The sequence below is a fragment of the Micromonospora sp. 4G55 genome, from assembly GCF_016803375.1.
On the sequence record NZ_JAEVHN010000795.1, the window covers coordinates 1 to 2535 of the forward strand.

At 73.8% G+C, this 2535-nt stretch carries 3 protein-coding genes; all 3 read left to right on the forward strand.

Annotated features, from left to right (window positions below):
* Window positions 1-741 (forward strand): phosphatidate cytidylyltransferase (locus JNW89_RS34290; protein ID WP_238452195.1); only part of this gene is annotated, 741 nt, incomplete at its 5' end.
* A gap of 104 nt (window positions 742-845) precedes the next feature.
* Window positions 846-1997, forward strand: a complete 1152-nt coding sequence (gene rlmN / locus JNW89_RS34295; RefSeq protein ID WP_238452196.1) for a 23S rRNA (adenine(2503)-C(2))-methyltransferase RlmN — start codon at window positions 846-848, stop codon at window positions 1995-1997.
* Window positions 1998-2017: 20 nt separating this feature from the next.
* Window positions 2018-2535 (forward strand): DivIVA domain-containing protein (locus JNW89_RS34300; protein ID WP_238452197.1); only part of this gene is annotated, 518 nt, incomplete at its 3' end.

A 2535-nucleotide genomic window follows, 5' to 3' on the forward strand; every position in this document is an offset into this window, starting at 1 on the left:
TTCTTCTACCTGCCGGCGTTCCTCGCCGTGGTGGCCGGCGCGGTCGGCGTGGGCATCTGGGAGATGGCCCGCGCGGTACGCCGCAGCGGCGCCCACCCGCCGCTGGTGCCGCTGATCGCCGGCGGCGTGCTGATGATCGGCCTGGCCTGGTACGCCGGGCCGGACGCGCTCAGCCTGGGTCTGCTGGTCACCGTGCTGGGCACGATGATCTGGCGGCTCGGCGACGGTCCGGGCGGCTTCCAGCGGGACCTCACCGCGGCCACCCTGATCGCGGTCTACGTGCCGTTCCTCGGCGGCTTCGCGGCGCTGCTCGCGGCGGCGCCCGACGACGGCCACCTGCGGGTGCTGGCGACCCTGGTCGCCGTGGTGCTCTCCGACACCGGCGGGTACGCGGCGGGGGTGTCCTTCGGCAAGCACCCGATGGCCCCCTCGATCAGCCCGAAGAAGTCCTGGGAGGGTTTCGCCGGGTCGGTCTCGGCGGCGGCGGTCGGCAGCGCGGTGCTGATCTGGCTGCTCTTCGACGTGGCGCCGTGGTGGGGCGCGCTGTTCGGGGTCGCGGTCTCCGTCGCGGCGGTCCTCGGCGACCTCGGCGAGTCCATGATCAAGCGTGACCTGGGCGTGAAGGACATGAGCAACCTGCTGCCCGGGCACGGCGGCCTGATGGACCGGCTCGACTCGATCCTCTTCGCCGTCCCCACCGCGTACCTGCTGCTGGCGGTCTTCGTGCCGGTGGTGAGCTGAGGCATGAATCACGCCCGGCAGACCGTGTCGCCCGCCCGGTGGGGGTCGATTCGGCACCTCCGGACAGGTGTGTTGCGCGGTCGGCGTGTCAGACTGGACCGGCCATGACGAGCCTGCCTGTGATCCCCGTAGACCCCGACGCCCCCGGGCGTCGGCCCGCGATGCCTCCCCGCCACCTCGCCGACCTGGACCTGCCGGGCCGGCAGGCGCTGGTGACCGAGCTGGGCGAGCCGGCCTTCCGCGCGAAGCAGGTCTCCAACCACTACTTCGGCCGGCTGGTGCGCGACCCGGAGCTGATGACCGACCTGCCGGCGGCCACCCGGGAGCGGCTGGCCGGCGCGCTGCTGCCGACCCTGCTCAACCCGGTCCGCGAGCTGGCCTGCGACGACGGCGCCACCCGCAAGGCCCTCTGGCGGCTGCACGACGGCTCGCTGGTGGAGAGCGTGCTGATGGGCTACCCGGACCGGGTCACCGTCTGCATCTCCAGCCAGGCCGGCTGCGGCATGGCGTGCCCGTTCTGCGCCACCGGCCAGGCCGGGCTGACCCGCAACCTGTCCACGGCCGAGATCGTCGACCAGGCGGTCTACCTCGCCGGTGTGGCGGCCTCCGGCGCGGTGGCCGGGTCGCCGCCGCGGCTGTCGCACGTCGTCTTCATGGGCATGGGCGAGCCGCTGGCGAACTACAACCGCGTGGTGGCGGCGATCCGTCGGCTGGTCGCGCCGGCCCCCGAGGGGCTGGGCCTGTCGCAGCGGCACATCACCGTTTCCACGGTCGGCCTGGTTCCGGCCATCCGCCGACTGGCCAGCGAAGACCTCTCAGTGACCCTTGCGCTGTCGCTGCACGCGCCCGATGATGATCTGCGCGACGAACTCGTGCCGGTCAACCAGCGCTGGAAGGTAGCCGAGGTGCTGGACGCAGCGTGGGACTACGTGGCCCGGACGGGGCGCCGCGTGTCGATCGAGTACGCGATGATCAAGGACGTGAACGACCAGCCGTGGCGGGCGGACCTGCTCGGGCGGCTGTTGGCCGGCAAGCTGGCCCACGTGAACCTCATCCCGCTCAACCCGACACCCGGCAGCCGCTGGGACGCGAGCGCGAAGCCGGTCGAGCGCGAGTTCGTCCGGCGACTCCGCGAGGCCGGGGTGTCCACGACGGTGCGCGACACCCGGGGGCGCGAGATCGACGGCGCGTGCGGGCAGTTGGCTGCCGCGGAGGACAGGGACATAGATGCGCCGCGCGGGCGTGACCGGGCGTAGCGACGAGACCAGGAGACATAGTGGCGAGTCAGGGTCAGCGTTTCCGGCGTAAGGCGCTCCGCCGGGGATACAAGGTCGACGAGGTGGACGCCTTCCTGGACCGGGTCGAGGCGACACTCGCCGGCCAGCCGGTCGGCGCGCCCGTGGCCTCCCAGGAGGTCCACGACGTCGTCTTCCGGGTCCGCTTCAACGGCTACGACGAGTGGCAGGTCGACCTGCACCTGGACCGGGTCGAGCGGCAGCTGGCCGAGCTGGAGGAGCGCGGCGGCCTCGGCGGTCGCGGCGCCGACCCGCGGGGCGCCGACCGTCTCGGCCCGCCGATGCGCGACGACCACCGCGGCCTGTCCCCGGTGCCGCAGCCGCTCCCGCCGCGCGCCATGCCGGCCCAGGCCGGCCCCCAGGGCTACGGCAACCGGTACGACGAGCCCACCGGCGCCTTCGCCGCGGGTACGACGCCCCCCCGGGGCGGCTACGACGCGCCGCGCGGTCCGGGTGGTCCCGGCCCGGGTGGGCCGATGGGTCCCGGTGGTCCGGGGCG

Coding starts and splice junctions, on each gene's coding strand:
- rlmN (WP_238452196.1), top strand. CDS start 846: ATGACGAGCCTGCCTGTGATCCCCGTAGACCCCGACGCCCCCGGGCGT.